12 protein-coding genes are annotated in these 17,781 nt (G+C 68.8%); 5 read left to right on the top strand and 7 right to left on the bottom strand.

Annotated features, from left to right (window positions below; genetic code table 11):
• Positions 1-10 precede the first annotated feature (10 nt).
• Positions 11-1,288, bottom strand: coding sequence for a cytochrome P450 family protein (locus tag ON39_RS45145; RefSeq protein WP_373283809.1), 1,278 nt, complete (start codon positions 1,286-1,288; stop codon positions 11-13).
• A gap of 308 nt (positions 1,289-1,596) precedes the next feature.
• Positions 1,597-4,164, bottom strand: a complete 2,568-nt coding sequence (locus ON39_RS45140) for an ATP-binding protein (RefSeq protein WP_040743574.1) — start codon at positions 4,162-4,164, stop codon at positions 1,597-1,599.
• A 321-nt stretch (positions 4,165-4,485) separates the two neighbouring features.
• On the opposite strand from ON39_RS45140, the gene ON39_RS45135 reads away from it, so the two are divergent.
• On the top strand, positions 4,486-6,660 hold the full coding sequence (locus tag ON39_RS45135) for a linalool dehydratase/isomerase domain-containing protein (protein WP_146251015.1): 2,175 nt from the start codon (positions 4,486-4,488) through the stop codon (positions 6,658-6,660).
• A gap of 92 nt (positions 6,661-6,752) precedes the next feature.
• Here the strand turns inward: ON39_RS45135 and ON39_RS45130 are convergent, their stop codons facing one another.
• A complete protein-coding gene (locus ON39_RS45130; protein WP_051187957.1) occupies positions 6,753-7,592 on the bottom strand; it encodes an EamA family transporter in 840 nt (279 codons plus the stop codon).
• A gap of 442 nt (positions 7,593-8,034) precedes the next feature.
• Between ON39_RS45130 and ON39_RS45125 the strand changes: the two genes are divergently transcribed.
• Entirely contained in the window at positions 8,035-8,391 is a 357-nt protein-coding gene (locus ON39_RS45125) for a hypothetical protein (protein WP_040743572.1), read from the top strand.
• Positions 8,392-8,482: 91 nt separating this feature from the next.
• Positions 8,483-11,110, top strand: coding sequence for a rifamycin-inactivating phosphotransferase (rph, locus tag ON39_RS45120; RefSeq protein WP_040743571.1), 2,628 nt, complete (start codon positions 8,483-8,485; stop codon positions 11,108-11,110).
• Between the two features lie 14 nt (positions 11,111-11,124).
• On the opposite strand, the gene ON39_RS45115 is transcribed toward rph, so the two are convergent.
• The 4 genes from ON39_RS45115 to ON39_RS45100 are packed head-to-tail and all read right to left on the bottom strand — an operon-like array spanning position 11,125 to position 15,072.
• Positions 11,125-12,144 carry an ABC transporter substrate-binding protein gene (locus ON39_RS45115; RefSeq protein WP_040743570.1) on the bottom strand — a complete coding sequence of 340 codons (1,020 nt, stop codon included), beginning with the start codon at positions 12,142-12,144 and terminating at the stop codon, positions 11,125-11,127.
• A 15-nt stretch (positions 12,145-12,159) separates the two neighbouring features.
• Positions 12,160-12,981: an ABC transporter ATP-binding protein gene (locus ON39_RS45110; protein WP_040743569.1), complete on the bottom strand. Its 822-nt coding sequence runs from the start codon at positions 12,979-12,981 to the stop codon at positions 12,160-12,162.
• Positions 12,982-12,991: 10 nt separating this feature from the next.
• Entirely contained in the window at positions 12,992-14,032 is a 1,041-nt protein-coding gene (locus ON39_RS45105; RefSeq protein ID WP_040743568.1) for a FecCD family ABC transporter permease, read from the bottom strand.
• A complete protein-coding gene (locus ON39_RS45100; RefSeq protein WP_051187956.1) occupies positions 14,029-15,072 on the bottom strand; it encodes a FecCD family ABC transporter permease in 1,044 nt (347 codons plus the stop codon). Before ON39_RS45100 ends, ON39_RS45105 begins: the two co-directional genes overlap by 4 nt.
• A gap of 140 nt (positions 15,073-15,212) precedes the next feature.
• Here ON39_RS45100 and ON39_RS45095 point away from each other — a divergent pair, with 140 nt between their 5' ends.
• Positions 15,213-15,695 carry a TlpA family protein disulfide reductase gene (locus ON39_RS45095; RefSeq protein WP_040743566.1) on the top strand — a complete coding sequence of 161 codons (483 nt, stop codon included), beginning with the start codon at positions 15,213-15,215 and terminating at the stop codon, positions 15,693-15,695.
• Positions 15,692-17,503, top strand: a complete 1,812-nt coding sequence (locus ON39_RS45090; RefSeq protein ID WP_083895115.1) for an ABC transporter ATP-binding protein — start codon at positions 15,692-15,694, stop codon at positions 17,501-17,503. The genes ON39_RS45095 and ON39_RS45090 overlap by 4 nt, the downstream gene beginning before the upstream one ends.
• Positions 17,504-17,781: the final 278 nt, after the last annotated feature.

The raw sequence follows: 17,781 nt of genomic DNA, 5'->3' as shown, positions 1-17,781 counted from the left end.
GATTCCGGTTTCACCGCGGCAGTGCGGAGACCGGTGGAAACCGCACCGGCAAAGTCGCCAGCGCGCGATGGAACGGCCCCGGCCGCCACACCAATTCGCTTGCCGGGGTGGCTAATTCGAGGTCGGGCAGGATATCGAGGAGCTGGTCGACGGCCTCCTGCGCGACCAGGTACGCGGCCGACCGGGCGGGACACGCGTGCGGTCCGGCGCTCCAGGCCAGGTGTGAACGGTTGCCGGTGCGGTCGTCGGCGCGGATGGCGGGGTCGTTGTTGCCTGCGGCCATGCTGATGACCACCGGCTGATGCGCGGGCAGCCAGACCCCGTCGATCAGGACGGGCTGGCGCGGGTAGGTGACGCAGAAGTTGGCCATGGGCGGGTCGGTGAACAGGACCTCGTCGAGCGCGTCGCGGGTGGACAGGCTGCCGCCGAGCAGGTCTCCGCCGAAGCGATCGTCGTCCAGAATGAGCAGCAGGGCGTTGAGGATGAGGTTTTGCAGCGGTTCGATGCCCGCCCCGTAGAGCACCACCAGCTGGTGGACCAGTTCGAGGTCGTCGAGCGCTACCTGATGGTTGAGCAGGCTGGTGGTGATGTCCGCGCCGGGCTCCGCGCGCTTGTGCTCGACCAACTCCATGAGCGCCTCGGTGAGCAGCCGATTGCCTTGCGCCGCATCGTCACCCTCGAAGATCGCGACCATGCCGCGCGCGATCCGCTCACCGATCTCCGCCGGGCAGCCGAGCATGCGGTTGACGATGCCGAACGCCAACGGCTGCGCGTACTCGCGCACCAGGTCCGCGGTTCCGGCACGCCGGAATCGGTCGATCAACGCGGTCGCCAGTTCGTCGACCGCGTCGCGCAGTTCGCCGAGATCGACGCCGTTGATCGCCGAGGTGTTCGCCACCCGGTACCGCGCGTGCTCGGCTCCACTGCTGCGCAAGGCATTCGGTCGCCACTCCAGCAGCGGCAGCACGGCGGAGTCGGCCGGAACGGTGTGCTGCCAGCTCCGCGGATCGGCCGGAAAGTGCTCGGGGTCGTGCAGGATTCGTAGCGCGGTGTGATAGCCGATGACCAGTGTCGCGGGCACCTGCGGCGCGAGCTCCACCGGTACCAGCGGACCGTATTCGGCGCGCATCGCGGCGTACGCGCGATGCGGATCGGCCGCGAATTCGGGGCTGTACAACAAGACTCGATCGATGTCGGGGTGCACCGGCGAACCGTGACGCGATGACGAACGTGGCGCACGGGCACTGGTTGATGAGGTCACAGTCCGGGCCTTCCGGCGAGGGAACATATGCGAGGGAACGACAACGGTCATCAACGGCTGTCCAGCCGCTGCCCTGCGACCTTGCCTTGCGTCACGCGCAACGGCATCGGCATACGTATCGGTAGATCACCTATGCGGATTGAGCCCTGTCGCGAAGCCCCAACCGGCGCCTCCAGCAGCCGAAACGAATCGACACCAGGGCAGACCCGCGACCCGCGAGGCTTCTCGACAGGCAACCCTCGGGGCTGGTCAAACGACCATAAGTAGCCGGCGGCAGCATAGTCGAGCAGCGCCCGCCATCAGCTCTCCCCCTAGGACTGAATACAACCGAGGGCCTAGTGGTCCCGTCGACGCTGCTGGCGCCCCGGCGCCCGCATGGCCTCCGCACGCAACCGATCGCGCAGCGCGCGCGGCGCCCGCTCGTCGATCTCCGCACGGGACCCGATCGACAGCTTCTGCAAGACGGACGCGACCTGCGCGTCGACGGTGCGCGTCGAAATGCCACGCCGGACGGCGATCGCGCTGTTGGTCCAGCCCGCGGCGGCGAGGATGGCGACCTCGGCCTCCGCGGGCGAGAGCAGCGACCACCCGTCCTCGCGTTCGGCCCGGGGTCGATTCAGCGTCAGCGAGCCGAGGGCCAGCGACTGTAGTTCGCCGCGTTCGGGTCGCAGCCGGCTCCCCTGCTCTTCGGCGGCCGCATAGGCGGTTTCGCCGAGCACCGCGCGCCCGGCCGCGACCGCCTGCTCGGTCTCGGTCGTGAACGGCCCCAGCCCGCTGACGTCCATATTCGCCTTGGCGAGAAGCGCTTTCGTGCCGCCGGTGAGCTGCGCGATCTCGGTCGCCGCCGCGACCGCGCGCGGCCGGTCCCTGGCCTGCTGCGCCTGCTGAATGAGTCGCGCCAAGGCCCAGATTCGGAACTGCACCGCCCACAGCTCGCCCCACCGGTCGCGGATCCGGGTGAGGTGGGTGAGCGCGGATCGCGCGGACTCCATTGCGGCGCAGGGCTTATCGGCACGGATCAACGCGACGGCACGTGCCAGCCGAGCCCACGAGTGCACCCAGGAGGCTCCCGAGTCCTCCACCCGCGCAAGGAAACTCGCGGACAGCGCGTTCGCCTCCTCGACCGTGCCCAGCAGGCCGGCGGCCAGCGCGCCGAAAAGCTCGGCCGTGACCGAACCGCCGACATCATCGTCCCGCCGGTACTTCTCGGCGGCCCGGCGCAGCACCACGACCGAACGCGGGTCGCCGACCGCGATCAACAGCTCTACGCCCCAGGCGAACTCGACGGCGGCGGTGAATCCCGCATCGATCTCGGGCGCCGCACGCCACCGAGCCGGGCCCGCGTCGTCGCCGAGGCACATCCGCGCGCACTCGTCGAGCATCTCCTCGGCCTCGTCGAGCATTCCTTGGCACAGGGCGATCCAGACAACCAAAGCCGTTGTCTCGATGTGCTTCTCGGTCGGCCGCGCGTCGAGCTGCCGGGAGGCCGCGAGCGTCCTGGCCGACCACAACCGGATCTCCCGGAACGAGCAGCCGAGGAAGGGCAGCCGGATCGCCAGCAGGCCGCGGCAGATGTCGAGCGCGACGGCGGCCTGGCCCGGCTCGGCCACGCTGCGGTCGATCGCGGTCAGGATGTTGTCCCACGCCGCGCGCGCCCAGTCGAGGTAGCGCAGCTCGGCGGGCCCGAACCAGTTCGTCGCCGCGTCGACCACCTTGTCGCGGTAGTACTGGCGATGCCTGCGCTCCAGCCGCGCCCGCTCGTCCGAGCCCGCGCGCGAACGCAGTTCGAGTCGATGCTGGGCGAAGACGCGAATGCTCTCCAGCAGCGAGTACCGAACGGTCGTCGGGGTGAGGTGCACCGAGACCAGGGATTGGTCGACCAGGCGGTCGAGCACATCGGGAATCTCGTTCCGGCACAAGCGAATCGAACCACCGGTCACCGCGTCGTCGTCCGGATCCGAGCAGACGAACTCGATCGCCTCGCGCTCGGCGCCGACATCGAGCGCCGCACCGTCCGGCGAGTCGGCGGGGTTGACGTCGTATCCCGCCGCGAAGACCGCCATCCGCTCGAACAGAATCCGCTCCTGCTCATCGCAGAGCTCATAGGACCAGGAGATGACGTCGCGCACCCGGCGGTGGCGCGCGTCTGCGCCGACCCGGGGACCGTCCGACCAGCGCATCCGCTGATCGTTGTGCACCTCGCCGCTGAGTTCGCGCAGGATCATTGGCAGCGGCTCGCGCACCAAACGCGCTGCGGCGAGCCGGATGTAGAGCGGGTGGTTGTTCACGTGGCGGCAGATCTCCGCCATGATCTCGGCCTGCTCCGGGTGGGTCACCGAGCGGCCGATCAACTCCGACCGCTGCTGGAACAACGCGACCCCGTGCTCGCGCGACAACGGCGGCACCGGCACCCGGTGCTCGTCGATCCAGCCGATGGCCTCCCGGCTGGTCGCGACGATGCTCAGGTTCGGCGCCTCGGCCGCCAGCCGGTCGACCACGCTGCCGACGCCCTCGAGCAGGTGCTCGCAGTTGTCCAGCACCAGCACCACCTGATCGCCGCGACCCGCGAGCGCGTCGACGATCGCCTGCCACACCGAGCGACCCGAGAAGTCGGTCTCCATCACGGCGTGCGCGATCTCCTCGGCGACGGCGTTCGCGTCGGAGCCGGCGGCGAGGCGGGCCAGCCGCGCCCAATGCACCTCGACACCGGTGCTGCGCTGGAACCGGGCCACCGCCTCCGCCGCCAGCCGGGTCTTGCCGATCCCGCCCGGCCCCAGCAGGGTGACCAGCCGCGGTGCGCGCAGCAGCAAGGTGATGAGCTGGTCCAATTCCAGCTGTCGTCCGACGAACGCGTCCGGGGCGGAGCGCGGGCCGGGTCCCTCCGAGCGGTCTCGAGCACCCATGGTCACGGACCTTAGTCGGCCGTCGTACCTATGCGCCTACTGATGCGCACACCCCCTCTAGGAGCCAACCTCGAATCAGCGGTGCCGTTCTCTTCAAACCCCTTGCGGCACCGCCCCAACGTTGCCGCCGAGACGATGAGGAGAAGCCGCCATGGTGTGCTGCGCGTTGCTCGCCGGGCTCGTGCTGGTCGTCGGGCCGCGCCTGGCGGCTGTGCTGCGCCGGACCGGTCGTCGCGACGATGACCCGCCGTCACGCGATCGGCCGGCCGAAAGCACGGCCTATCTCGAACTCCTCGGCGACTCTTCATCCCGGGAAGCACTGTGACGCAAACAGTTCCGACAGGCACCGTGCGCCGACTGCGGGGTCCGATCACCGCGCGGGCGTGGCGCAGGACCTTGTCGGTATCGATATCGGCGTGGGTGTTGCTGGCGGTCGGGCCGTGGCTGCTCGGGCTGTCCGCGCCGTGGCGCGCGTTCGCGGCCGGGCTGGCGGTGCCCGGGGCCGGGCTGCTCTACTCGACGCCCGCGCCGCATCACCACGGTGCCGATGCGTTCACCACGACCGTGCATGTGCTGTTGCTGGCGACGGTGATCGCGGCGCTCGGCTGGGCGTTGCGCGATCGTCGCGGACTCGCCTGCGCGGTCGTGGTCGCCGCCGTGGCCGCGGTCGGGTGGACCGTGACGACCGCGCCGTTCGCGATCGTCCTCGCCGGGCATATCGCGGGATTTCTGCTCGTCGCGGCGGCCACGGGTTGGGCGTTCATGTTCCGTGCCATCGCGCGCTCGGACCATGTCACCGTGCCCGCCCTCGTCGTCGGCGCCGCGACCGTCGGCGCGTTGCTCACGAATTCGCATGATGCACAGTCTTTTCCGCTTTCCTGGGTCTCGTGGGCTGCTCCGGCGCTCGCCCTCGGCGTCACCCTCGGCGTCGTGCTGCGTGAGCAGCTGCGGCACCAGGCGGCCCGCCGGGTCGGAGAGGAGCGGGAGCACTATCTCGAGCAGCGCCGCGCCATGCTGCACTGTCCGATCCAGACCGCGCCGGTCCCGCTCCGGCGGGGAACGCCGCTCGTCGTCGAGGCGAGCATCGATCAGCTTCGGCTGCACCGGCATCTGACCAGACTGGCGCTGCAACCGGTCGACAGCTGGGCGGGATTCGACCGCGAAGGCCCAGGGCCGTTGCAGCAGTACCGATATCAACTCAACGCCGTCGGGTGGGGGTTGTCGATGTTCGGCTATGCCCACACCCCGGCCTACTGGGGCGCACCGCATCAGGCGCAGCTGAACCTCCTCGCCCGCATGCAGGACCCCCGGGTCTGGGGCTATTGGTATCGACAGAACCTGTTGGGCAACTGGGACTTTCGGCACCGTCGTGCCGACCCGATCGACGTGCCGCAGAACATCATGTTCACCGGGTATCTCAACCTGCAACTCGCCATGTTCCGGCAAGCGACCGGGGACGCCGGGTTCGATCGGCCGGGATCGCTGCGCTTCCAACGCTCTCCGGAGCGGAGCTACGTGTATGACCATCCGGCGATCAACGACATCGTCCTGCGGAACTTCCGGACCGACCTGTGCCTGTGGGCGTGCGAGCCGGTGCCGGTCGGGCGGAAACGCAAGCACGGCTTGGTTTTTCCCTATTGCAATGCCGTCGCCGCCGCGGGCGTCGCCGTGCTCGACGCCATGAACGGCACCGCGCACGCCGCCGAGATCGCGGCAAGGCTGCGGGAGCGGCTCGAGAGCGAGTTCACCGCCGCCGACGGGGACGTCATCGCGTTTCTCGTCTCCGGACTCGGCTTGGCCGCGCGCGGCTTTCGCGGTCCCGCGTCCACCGCCGCGATCGCCGCGTTCGTCAGCCCACTGCTGCCGGATCTGGCGTGGCGGTCCTGGCAGATCCTGCGCGACGAGTGGCTCGACAGCGGTCGCTATCGGCACCCGACCTCCGGCGGGAAGGAGTCGCCGACGGCGGGTGACTGGGGATCCGGCGCGCCGACCAATGCCGAACCGCTGGCCGCGGCGCTGCTGCTGGCGCAGGAGTGCGGCGAGGGCGAGTGGTGGGACACGCTGTGGACGGAGGCGACCAGGCAACTCCAGTTCACGCCCGATGACGCGCAGCCGGGCGTGTGGGCCTTCGAGCGAGCGTCCGTGCACGCCAACGGCATGCTCGGACTCGGCGGTCTCGGCCGGGCGCACGCGCTGACCGACATGATGACCGTGCCGAGGCCGCAGCGGTGGACGCGCGGCCCGCGCATCCGGGCGGTCCCCTACCCCGCGGTGCTCGTCGCCAAGGCCGTCACCGACGGCGCGGGTCTCGATGCTGTCCTGCGCGCCGGGCAACAGCCGGGGCGTTGCACGGTGCGGCTGGACCAGCTTGTGCCGCAACGGGATTATCGAGTGCTCGGCGCGCACGAGGCGATGGTCCGGGCTGATGACCACGGCCGTGTGGAACTGACGGTCGACGTCGGTGAGCGCACCGTTCTCACCCTCCGGCCTACCTGAGCCGTCAAATAGTCTGTGCGGGTGGCGTTCTCGCGGAGCGCAAGACTCCGCTGCCGCGAGAAAGCGAGTACAGCGATCTCGGGCAAAGGTCTCTAGCCGAGCCGTCCGTCGGAACCTGTTCGTATGGTGGAGTCCACAAGCGCACGTCGGCGCTGCCGATTCGCCGGCCCGGTTGACCGCGTGCGGTTGCCGAGCCGTCGGGCGCCGCCGCGCTCCAGTCCGCCGAACTGCGCGACGAGCACGAGCAGAACTCCGGCGAGTTGCTGCGTGGTCAAACTCTCGGCGGCGAACACCCAGCCGAGTGCGACGGCGACTACGGGGCCGAGCAGCATCAGTCGCGACGCGGTGGTCGGCTCGACACCTCGGTACAGGCCACCGAAAAACAGTGCGAATGCCAGTGCGGTCGCGGGGATGGAAAGCCACGCGGTGGCGGCCAACTGGCCGAGCGTCATGCTCGGCGGGCCGCCCTCGAACGCGATCGCGAGCGGAATCAGGATCAGGCCGCCGGCGAGCATCTGCCACGCGACCGCGCTCAACGGATGCACGGACGGCGGGACGCCCCAGCGGCGCGTGAGCACCATGCCGGTGGCCGACAGCAGCGCGAGGGCGGCGGCCGCCGCGATGCCGGTCGTGTCCGTCCACACGCCGCCGCGCAGCACCAGCAATCCGACGCCGAGCAATCCGAGCACCGGCGCCACGAATTGCCTTGCGCCGAGCCGCTGCCCGAGCGCGAGGACCACGAACGGCACCACCACGCACTGCGCCGCGGCGATGGTCGAGACCACCCCGCCCGGCAGCCGATGCGCCGCGATGGCCTGACAGGCGAAGAAAGCCGCGAAATTCAGCACACCGAGCACGACCATGCGCAGCCACCAACCCCTTTGCGGCAGCGCGGGACGGAAAATGATCAGGACCAGACCCGCGGGAACCACGCGGGCAGGTGCTCTGTGGTGAGAAACGCGGTGCCGAAAAGCAGCGGTCCCGCCGCGGTTGATAGTAGAACCCTGGAACCCGTTCGGCCACTTGCCATTTCGGACGGCGACACAGTGTCATTCGATCGGCACAGCCCTGTTTCATCGACATTACTCGTGTTCATTGCCCCGACCTCATCGACTTTCGCCATCGGCGACGTTCAAACGCTGGAACGACCTTCTCAGCTACGATTCAGCCAAGGTACTCGGGCACATATCCCCGCTCAATCGGTAATGCGCTAGGTAGATTTATGCAGGTACCTATCGACGGGCGATATCCGTCATCGAATTCTATAAATGTCAGCGACTTTCATTGTTGGCTTTTCATTCACCAACACTCGCCCGGACGGATACGGCCGGAGGCGCCCACTCTACGATTCAGCTACGGAGAGCAGGGAGTGATATGGAGATCCACGAAGTCCGCACGAGCACGCCCGCGCGATGGGCGATCGCGCTGTGGGGCGCGCTCACCGCCGTGCTGACCGCACCGATCACCGCGATCCTGCTCGGCGTGGTCTACCGGTTTCCGATCCCGTTCGGCGACGACGCGCGCGGCGTCGATGAGGCAGGCAACGCGGCGCTGGCTTCGGCGTACTACCTCGTCAAAGGCGAGGGAGTGATTGTGGCGGCACTCGGCGGCGGCGCGGGCTACCTCCTCGCGCGAGCGACCGGACCGGGTCTGATCCGCCCCTTGGCACTTGCCGTCGCGACCGCTTTCGGCTTGGCCTTGCTCGGCGCCGCACTGCTCGCCTCGTGGTAACGGCCCTGCTCAGCGAGGCGTCGCCATAAGACGCGGACTCGTGGTCCATAATCGCTCGCGATATACCGAAACCAACAGGAGGAGTGACGGAATGTCCTATGTGCTTGGCTTCGGGGAGATCGACCGGACGCAGGTCGCGATCGTCGGCGGCAAGGGGGCGAACCTCGGTGAGCTGTCGCGGATCGACGGCGTGGCGGTGCCCGCGGGCTTCTGTGTGACCACGGAGGCGTTCGCGCGGACCGTGGCCGGCGCGCCGTCGCTCACGGACCGGCTCGATGAACTGTCGCGCCTCGCACCGGACGATCGGGATGCGATCCGCGCGGTGAGCGCGCAAATACGCTGCGCTATCGAGGAATTCGTCATTCCCGGCGAGGTGGCGGCCGAGATCGCCGCCGCGCACGCCGAATTGGGTGCGGAGGACGCGTACGCCGTCCGATCCAGCGCCACGGCAGAGGATTTGCCGACCGCGTCCTTCGCCGGCCAGCAGGACACCTATCTGAACATCGTAGGGTCCGAGGCGATTCTGGCCCACGTCAGCCGGTGCTGGGGTTCGCTGTTCACCGAGCGCGCCGTCACCTACCGGCTGCGAAACGGCTTCGACGACAACGCTATTCGCATGGGCGTGGTCGTGCAGCGGATGGTGTTCCCGCGCGCCGCGGGCATCATGGTCACCGCGGACCCCCTCACCTCCGACCGTACGATCGTCTCCATCGACGCGGGCTTCGGTCTCGGCGAGGCCCTGGTGTCGGGGCTGGTGAACGCCGACGTCTACCAGGTTCGCCGCGGCGAGGTCACCGGCAGGACGATCGCCACCAAGAAGGTCGCCGTCGAGCCCGCCCCGTCGGGCGGTACCGAGGTGCGGGAGATCCCCGAGGAACGCCGCGACGAACCGGTGCTCACCGACGCAGAGGTGCTTCGGCTCGCGGAGCTGGGCCGTCGCATCGAGGTCCACTTCGGCGACCCGCAGGACGTCGAATGGTGTTTGGACGGTGCGGATTTCCGCATCGTGCAGAGCAGGCCGATCACCACGCTCTTCCCGATTCCCGTCGCGGCCGACGCGGAAAACCACGTCTACGTCTCGGTCGGTCATCAGCAGATGATGACCGACGCGATGAAACCGCTCGGAATCTCGGTGTGGCAGCTGACAAGTCGGGCGCCCATGCGCGACGCGGGTGGGCGGCTGTTCGTGGATGTCACCAAGGCGCTCTCCTCGCCGGCCACCCGCGACGGACTGGTCGAAGGGCTCGGCAAGTCCGACCCGCTTCTGGGGGACGCTTTGCGGACCCTGCTCGACCGCGATGACTTCGTTCGCCCTGTGCCGCCGGAGGATTCCGCCGGAGCGCCACCCGGAACGCCGGGCGCCGCCGCCACGCTCGTCGACGCGGATCCCGGTATCGTCACCGAGCTGATCGCGGACAGCGAGGCCTCGCTCGCCACCCTGAAACGCGAGATCGAGACCAGGTCCGGGCCGGAGCTGCTCGACTTCATCAAAGATGATATCCAGCAGGAGCTGCGCCGAGTCCTGTTCACGCCGCAGGGTTTACAGCTGATCACCACGGCGATGGAGTCCTCGGAGTGGCTCAACGATCGGCTGCGGGAATGGTTGGGCGAGAAGAATGCCGCCGACGCGCTCACCCAGTCGGTGCCGGGAAACGTCACCTCGGAGATGGGCCTGGCGTTGCTCGACGTCGCCGACGCCATCCGCCCGTACCCGGAGGTGGTGGCTTATCTGCGGCTGGTCGAGCAGGAAGGCGCGGCGGGGAACGATTTCTTGGATCGGCTGACCGAATACCCGGGTGGCGAGGAAGCACGGGCGGCGATAACGGGTTTCCTCGACAAGTACGGCATGCGCTGTGTCGGTGAGATCGACATAACCAGGCCACGCTGGAGTGAAAGCCCGGCCACCCTCGTGCCCGCGATCCTCGGCAATATCAAGAACTTCCGCCCCGGCGCGGGCAAACAACGCTTCGCGGACGGCCTGCGCGACGCCGAACGAAAGAAAGCCGAACTGCTGCGACGCTTGCGCGCCCTGCCGGACGGGGAGCGCAAAGCCGAGGAGACCGAGCGGATGATCGACCGCGTCCGCACGTTCTCCGGGTATCGGGAGTATCCGAAGTACGGCATGGTCAGCCGCTACTTCGTCTATAAGAAGGCACTGCTGCGGGAGGCCGAACGCCTGGTCGAAGCCGGCGTCCTCCGCGCGGCGCACGACATCTACTATCTGCGATTCGACGAACTCAGCGAGGTGGTTCGCACGGACCGCGCAAGCGCGGAGCTAATCGATGCGCGAAGAGTTGCGTTCCGCGCGTACCAGGCGCTCACCCCGCCGCGCGTGCTCACCTCCGACGGCACGGCCCTCACCGGGGCGTACCGGCGCGCCGACCTGCCGACTGGCGCGCTGCCCGGAATGGCGGTGTCCGCCGGGACGATCGAGGGCCGCGCCCGCGTCGTCGCCGATATCGCGCAGGCCGATCTCGAGGCGGGCGACATCCTGGTCACCGCGTACACCGATCCGAGCTGGACCCCGCTGTTCGTCACCATCGCGGGGCTGGTGACCGAGGTCGGCGGGCTGATGACGCACGGCGCGGTGATCGCCCGCGAGTACGGTCTGCCCGCCGTCGTCGGGGTGGAGCACGCCACCCGGCTGATCCGCGACGGGCAGCGCATCCGCGTGCACGGCACGGACGGCTACGTGGAGGTCTTGACGCAGGAGTCATGACCTCCACGCGCCGGTCAGGCCAGGGTCTTGTTCAGGTCGTCGAGCACCCGCATCGCGCCGATCGGCCCGAGTCCGAGGAACCACACCTCGTCGTCCACCGCGATCGCGTGCCCGGCCTTGACCGCGCTCATGTTCTGCCAGATCGGGCCCGAGGTAACGGCTTTCTGGTCCGGTGAGACGTCGGCGCCGTAGCTCGAGTAGAAGATCCAGTCGCCGGCGGCCTGGTCGATGTTCTCCTTGGAGACCTGCACCGCCAGCTCGTCGACGTTCTGGTTCGCCGGCCGCGGCAGGCCGACGTCGGCGAGGATGACGCCGATGAAGGACTTGTTGCCGTACAGGCGGATATTGCCGCTCATGAAGCGCACGAGCGAGACCGTATGTGCGCCGGGCAGTTTCGCCTTCACCTGGTTAGCCTTGGCCTGATAGTCGTTGAGCAGCTTGGTGGCCTGCTCCTCCGCGCCGAGTGCGGCGCCGACCAGCAGGAAGTTCTCCTTCCACGGGAAGCCCGGCCGGATGGAGAACACGGTCGGCGCGATGGCCGACAGCTGCGGATACAGGTCGCTGACGCGTAACTTGCTGCCCAGGATCAGGTCCGGCTTCAGCGACGCGATCTTCTCCAGGTCGAGGGTGTTGGTCGGGCCGACGGTCGCGATGTTCTGCACGCGGTCGGCCAGGTACGACGGCACGCCCTGCTGTCCGGCGGTGGTGGCCATGCCGACCGGCGTGACACCAAGGGCGAGAACGTCATCCAGCTCGCCGGAGTCGAGAACGACCACCCGCGTTGGCTTTTTCTCGATGCGGGTCGAACCCATTGCCTGCGTGACCGTTCGGGGAAACACGCCGGGTCCGACGTCGGCCTTCAGTTTGGCGGTCTCGGTGTCGGCGGTGGCGAACTGCGCCCCGCCGGTGGCGACGTTCTTGTCACCGTGACCGGTGTCGCCCGCGCCCGCGGGGGTGGTCGCGGGGTCGGCCCCGCATGCGGTGAGCAGCGCCGCGGCGGCCACCGCGAGCACCGCCTTCGTCCATCCGACCATTGTGTGCTTCCTTTCCTAGGACCGGGCGGCGGGCGCGACGGCCCGGCCGGAGCGATGTCGTCCGATCGGAACGACCATCGGGGTGCCGGACACGGGGTCCGGGATGATCTGCGACGGCATGCCGAAGACGTCCTCGACCAGCTCCGCGGTGAGGATGTCGGCGGGCGCGCCCTCGCGGGCGATGCGGCCGTTCTTCATGGCGATGAGGTGATCGCCGTAGCGGGCGGCCAGATTGAGGTCGTGCATCACGATCACCACGGTGGTGCCGTCGTCAGCGTTGAGATCGGCGAGCAGGTCCAAAACCTCGACCTGGTGGGCGATGTCGAGGAAGGTGGTCGGCTCGTCCAGCAGCATGATCGGGGTGCGCTGGGCCAGCGCCATGGCGATCCACACCCGTTGGCGCTGACCGCCGGAGAGTTCGTCGACCGAGCGCGCCGCCAACTCGACGGTGTCGGTGACCTGGAGGGCGCGCGCCACGGCCGCGTCGTCCTCGGCGGTCCATCGGCGAAACATGCCCTGATGGGGGTAGCGCCCGCGACCGACCAGGTCGGCGACCGTAATGCCCTCGGGCGCAACGGGAGACTGCGGCAGCAGGCCCAGCACCCGCGCGACGTCCTTGCTGCGCAACGAGGAGATCGGCGCGCCGCCCAGGTACACCGCGCCCTCGGCGGGCGCGAGCAGCCGCGCCAAACCGCGTAGCAGCGTGGACTTTCCGCACGCGTTGGTGCCGACGATCATGGTCACCGCGCCCTCGGGGATGCGCACGGTGAGGTCGTCGACGATCGTCACCGGTCCGTAGGCGAGCCGGAGGTTCTCGGTGTGCAAAGTTGGTGTCACGCTAGGCCTTTCAGACACGACCGGCTCGGTTGGCCGCGGCGAGCAGCCACAGCAGATACGGCGCGCCGACCGCGCCGGTGACCACGCCGACCGGCAGCGGGCTGCCGAGCAGATGCTGCGCGACGAAGTCCGCGAGCAGGGTGACCAGCGCGCCGGTGAGCGCGGCGGGGACCAGGGCCGTGCGACCGCCGCCGGTCAGCCGGGTGGCGATGGGGTTCGCGACGAACGCGACGAACGCGATCGGCCCGGCCACCGCGGTCGCGAAAGACACACTGGCGGTGGCGATCAGCAGCAATAGCAGACGCGTGTACTCCACCCGCAGGCCCAGACCGGCGGCGAGGTCGTCGCCGAGCTGGAGCCCGTCGAGCGCGGGAGCCAGCAGCGTGGCGGCGGGCACCAGGACCGCGAGTGCGATAGCCAGGGGCACAATGGAATTCCAGCTTCGGCCGTTGAGATTGCCGATCATCCAGACCAGGGCCTGCTGCGCGAGCGCGACGTCGGCCCAGGTCATGAGGTACGACACGACGCTGGTCAGCACCGCGCCGACGCCGACACCCACCAGCACGAGCCGGAAGCCGTTCACCCCACCGCGCCGCGCGAGGCCGTAGATCACCGCGCCCGTGCCGACCGCGCCGGCGAAGGCGGCCAGCGACAGCGCCGCGCCGGAGAGTCCGAACACGATCAGTCCGGCGACGGCCGCCGCGCTCGCGCCCTGGGCGACTCCGATCACGTCCGGACTGGCCAGCGGGTTGCGCAGCAGTCGCTGAAACAGTGTGCCGCCCAAGCCGAACGCGATGCCGACCAGCATGGCCGCGACCGCCCTCGGCAACCGGAGCCGGGTGACCACGAACGCGTCCTGCCCCGCACCGCCGCCGAGCAGGATGCCCGGAATCTCGCTCAGCGGAACCGAATACGAGCCGACGCTGAGCGTCAACGCGAAAACCACTATCAGCGCGAGGAACAACGCCAGCGTCACCAGCCGTGCGCGAGTGGCGCCCCGGCGTCGGGCGTGGGCGACGGCGTCGAGCGAGGCCGCATCGATAACGCTCATGCCCGCGCCCCGCTCGGCTCGGCCGTGGCGCGCATCAGCTTCCGGCGGCGCACCAGCACGACCAGCAGCGGGCCGCCGATGACCGCGGTCACGACGCCGACCTGCACCTCGGCCGGTCTCGCGATCACGCGACCGACCACGTCCGCGGCCAGCAGCAGGATCGAGGCCAGCACCGCCGAGTACGGCAGCAGCCAGCGGTGATCGGGTCCGGTGAGGAACCGGGCCGCGTGCGGGATCATCAGGCCGACGAAGGCGATGGGTCCGGCGATGGCCGTCGCCGCGCCGCACAGCACGACCACCGCAAGCGCCGCGACGCCGCGGGCGAGCGGCACGTTCTGGCCCAGCGCGCGGGCCACGTCCGCGCCGAGCGCCAGCGCGTTCAGCAGGCGCGCCGACAGCGCCGCCAGCAGGATGCCGACCGCTAGGAACGGCAAGGCTTGGCCGACGGTGGGCAGGTCACGCTCGGCGAGCGAACCCACCTGCCAGAAGCGGTATTGATCGAAAGTGGTTGTGTCGGTGAGCAGTAGGCCGCTGGTCACCGATTGCAAGGCGGCGGTCACCGCGGCGCCGGCGAGCGCGAGTTTCATCGGGGTGGCGCCGTCGCGGCCCAACGAGCTGACCAGGAACACGATCGCACCCGCGGCCGCGGCGCCTGCGAAGCCGAACCACACATAGCTGGTGACCGAGGTCAACCCGAGGACGCTGATCCCGAGGACGACGAACAGGGCCGCGCCGGCGTTGACGCCGAGCAAGCCCGGGTCCGCGAGCGGGTTGCGCGTCGCGCCCTGGATGATCGATCCGGCCAGACCCAGCGCCGTACCGACCAGCACACCGATCACCGTGCGCGGCAATCGCAGATCGCGCACGACGGCGTGGTCGACATTCGCGGGGTTGTAGTGCAGCAGGGCGTCCACCACGGTCGGGAACGGCAGCGCGCGCGAGCCGATGGCGATGCTCAGCAGCACCGTGCACGCGAGCACTGCCAGTAGCAGCACCAACCCCGTTGCCAGCGGGAGCGTCCTGGTGCGGGCGCGATCCATGTGTGTCGGTCACCTTCGTTTGCGATCTATTGGTTTGCCTACCCTAATTCATAGGTTGCGGAGGGTTCGCGCCGCCGGGCCTGAGGCACCTATGCGGGTACCGATGTTCATCGCATACCTATTGGCCGACGCTGCTTCGCATGGCCTACGTTGTCGCAGCTGTCGTCGTGCTCGCCGTCCTGGTGGTTCTCGATCTGCTGCTCACCTTTGCGGTGTTGCGGCGCTTGCGAATTCACGAGGCGCGGCTATCGGCGCCGGGGACGGTTCGGGATGAGCTGATCGGGCGGCGGCTGCCGCGGTTCGGGGCGAGCGGAGCTACTCGGCTTGTGGCGTTCTTCTCCGCGGGCTGCGCGCCGTGCGTGGAGCAGGCGGCGGAGTTCGCGCGGCACGCCGATGCCGAGCGGGTGGCGATTCTGGTGCTGGGGTCCGCGTCGGAGAGCGAGCGGCAGCGCCTGCTCACCGCGCTCGGTGACGCGCCGACCGTGATCACCGAGCCGGACGGGGATGCCCTCGCCGCGGAGTTGGGTGTGCGGTCGTTTCCACAGTTGTTGCTGGTGGACGAGTCCGGGACGATCGTGGCGGCGCGGCACTCGCTCGCCGCGCTGGCCGCAGGCGTCGCGTGACGGTGTGGTCGCGGCTGCGCATCGCGTGGCAGCTGTGCTGGGCGACGGGGCGGGGGCTCACCCTCGTTCAGGTCGGGCTCACGCTCATCGGCGGATTCCTGGCCTCGGCGGTGACGTGGGCGACCAAGTTCATGATGGACGGCCTCGCCGAGCACGGTCCTGCGCGACAGCCGATGATCGCCGTGTCGGTACTGGCGGTGGCGGGGCTGATCGGCGCCTGTGAGCCGCGAGTCGCCGAATACGTTCGGGCAGAACCCAATCGACGCGCTTATCTACTCATGAACGACCGATTGTTCACGGCTGTAGGCGAATTCCAGGGTTTGGAGAGATTCGAGGATCCTCGGCTGCTCGACCGCATCAGGTCCGCGCAGCAGAGCACCTCGAACGCGGTGGCGCCCGCGACCACCGGATTGTTCTCCGCCGTGCGCGATCTCGTGTCGCTGGCCGGCCTTCTCGCCACGGTGTATCTGCTGGCGCCGGCCATGGCACTGATCCTGGTGCTGTCGGCGGTGCCGGTGTTCTTCGCGCAGTTGTCGCTGTCGCGCCGGTTCGCCGGGATGCTGGACACGATGTCGGCGTCGAGCCGGCGGCAGTTCCAGCTGTCCGCGCTCAACAGTGATGTGCGGGCGGTCAAGGAGATTCGGCTCTTCGGCCTCGTGGACTTCTTCCGGGAGCGGGTGCTCTCGGCGATCGTCGCGACGAATCACGCGCAGCGCGATCTCGATCGGCGGCAGTTGCGGGTGCAGGCCACGCTGGCCGCGCTCGGCAGTGTGATCGGCGCGGGCGGGCTCGCGTGGGCGGTGTACGCGGCGAGCCGCGAGCGGTTGTCGATCGGTGATGTGTCGGCCTTCGTCACCGCGGTCGCGGCTACCCAGGCTGCGCTGTCCGGTCTGGTCACCAAGATCAGCGGGGCGCATCGGGGGCTGCTGCAGCTGGAACACTATGTGCGCGTGGTGAATATGCCGCCGGATCGGCCCGCGCCCGCACTGCCCGCGATCCTGCCCACGCTGACCTCCGGCATCGAGCTCGTCGACCTCTGGTTCCGCTATGACGAGTCGCAGCCCTGGGTGCTGCGCGGGCTCGATGCGCGGATCACGTGCGGTGAGTCGGTCGCGCTGGTCGGGCGCAACGGGGCGGGTAAGAGCACGCTGATCAAACTGCTGTGCCGGTTCTACGAGCCTGAGCGCGGCGCGATTCGCTGGGACGGTGTGGACATTCGCGATGTTCCGATCACGGAGTTGCGGCGTCGGCTGGGGGTTCTTTTCCAGGACTTCATGGAGTACGACCTCACGGTGGCCGAGAATATCGGGATAGGGGAACTTTCCGCGCTTTCCGATCGGGACCGGATCGCACGGGCTGCCGCCGAAGCCGGAGTGTCGGAGAAAATCGAGACGCTGCCACACGGTTATGACACGATGCTCAGTCGAATATTCTTCAAGGAGACGGACAAGAAGGACGCGAAGCACGGCGTGACATTATCGGGCGGGCAATGGCAGCGCATCGCCATCGCCCGCACATTGATGCGCGACGACCGCGAACTATTGATATTGGACGAGCCGGGTTCCGGTCTCGACGCGGAGGCGGAGCATCGAATACATCGGCGATTGGAGGCACATCGGACGGGCCGGACGAGTGTGCTCGTCTCGCACCGGCTGGGTGCGGTGCGAGACGCCGATCGGATTCTGGTGCTGGACGAGGGCCGGATCGCCGAGGAGGGCACCCATGCGTCGCTGATGGCGCTGAACGGGCAGTATGCCCACATGTTCACGCTGCAGGCAGAGGGCTACGCCACCGCGGGCACGGGTTGACGAACCCCGGCCCGGCGTCGCCGCCGGGCCGGGTGTGCTGGGTCAGGGGCAGCCCTGGCGGCAGCCGTAGCCACCATACGTGTAACCGGTTCCCGGGCAATAGCGGCATTCTTGGCAGCAATACGACGGATAGTTGTTGTCGTGATCGCACCAGCATTCCCGTTCCGGCGCGGTGCAGGCGGATGCGTCCATTTTCGGCACGAACTTCGCCAGCAATCTGTCACCGGCCCTGCGTGCGATTCCGATCACTTTTTCACCTCATAACTCGCCGGCCCGTC

Origin of the sequence: Nocardia tenerifensis NBRC 101015, from assembly GCF_000308715.1 — a bacterium.
GTDB classification, from domain to species: Bacteria; Actinomycetota; Actinomycetes; order Mycobacteriales; family Mycobacteriaceae; genus Nocardia; species Nocardia tenerifensis.
Note: the sequence above shows the minus strand (reverse complement) of the source record. Positions and strands in the feature narration are given on the sequence as shown.

Excerpts from the sequence above, each read along its gene's own strand:
- ON39_RS45145 (WP_373283809.1), bottom strand. The coding sequence starts at position 1,288 with ATGTTCCCTCGCCGGAAGGCCCGGACTGTGACCTCATCAACCAGTGCC.
- ON39_RS45140 (WP_040743574.1), bottom strand. The coding sequence starts at position 4,164 with ATGGGTGCTCGAGACCGCTCGGAGGGACCCGGCCCGCGCTCCGCCCCG.
- ON39_RS45125 (WP_040743572.1), top strand. The coding sequence starts at position 8,035 with ATGGAGATCCACGAAGTCCGCACGAGCACGCCCGCGCGATGGGCGATC.
- rph (WP_040743571.1), top strand. The coding sequence starts at position 8,483 with ATGTCCTATGTGCTTGGCTTCGGGGAGATCGACCGGACGCAGGTCGCG.
- ON39_RS45115 (WP_040743570.1), bottom strand. The coding sequence starts at position 12,144 with ATGGTCGGATGGACGAAGGCGGTGCTCGCGGTGGCCGCCGCGGCGCTG.
- ON39_RS45105 (WP_040743568.1), bottom strand. The coding sequence starts at position 14,032 with ATGAGCGTTATCGATGCGGCCTCGCTCGACGCCGTCGCCCACGCCCGA.
- ON39_RS45100 (WP_051187956.1), bottom strand. The coding sequence starts at position 15,072 with ATGGATCGCGCCCGCACCAGGACGCTCCCGCTGGCAACGGGGTTGGTG.
- ON39_RS45095 (WP_040743566.1), top strand. The coding sequence starts at position 15,213 with ATGGCCTACGTTGTCGCAGCTGTCGTCGTGCTCGCCGTCCTGGTGGTT.